The sequence below is a fragment of the Halomonas sp. ND22Bw genome (assembly GCF_003011945.1).
Lineage (GTDB): Bacteria > Pseudomonadota > Gammaproteobacteria > Pseudomonadales > Halomonadaceae > Halomonas > Halomonas halophila.
Map to the genome: position 1 here is coordinate 1 of NZ_PXWD01000307.1, position 377 is coordinate 377.

Here is a 377-nt window from a genome sequence, read left to right on the forward strand (position 1 = left end):
CGCCGTTGCGTTGTGGCGACATGAAAACGGCCCTGTTTCCGGCGCTCGCTGCCTTCGTCCTGCTTGCCGCGTGTGGTGACGATCAGGTCAATCCGCCCAACGAACCGGCCGCGCCGCTTCGCACGCCCGAGGCCATGCAGCCGGTGGAGCCGCCGGGGCCGTCGTCTCTGGCGTCTCGCGGACCGCGCAGTTTCGTGGGGGTGTGGGCGGCCAATCCCGCCTGGTGCGCCAGACCGCAAGGGGCGAACAGCCCGATCACCATCACCCCGATGCGGTTCGACGCCCATGGCCACAATTGCGAAATTGCGCGAATCGACGAGCGGGGATCAGGCTATGTCGCAGCCCTTTCGTGCAAGGTTCAGGGTCGGGCCGTGAAC

General features: G+C 67.4%; 1 protein-coding gene. It reads left to right on the top strand.

Going from position 1 to position 377, the window contains the following annotated elements:
• Nucleotides 1–20: 20 nt before the first annotated feature.
• Nucleotides 21–377: hypothetical protein (locus CVH10_RS25435; protein ID WP_219924792.1), on the top strand; the 357-nt coding region annotated here is incomplete at its 3' end.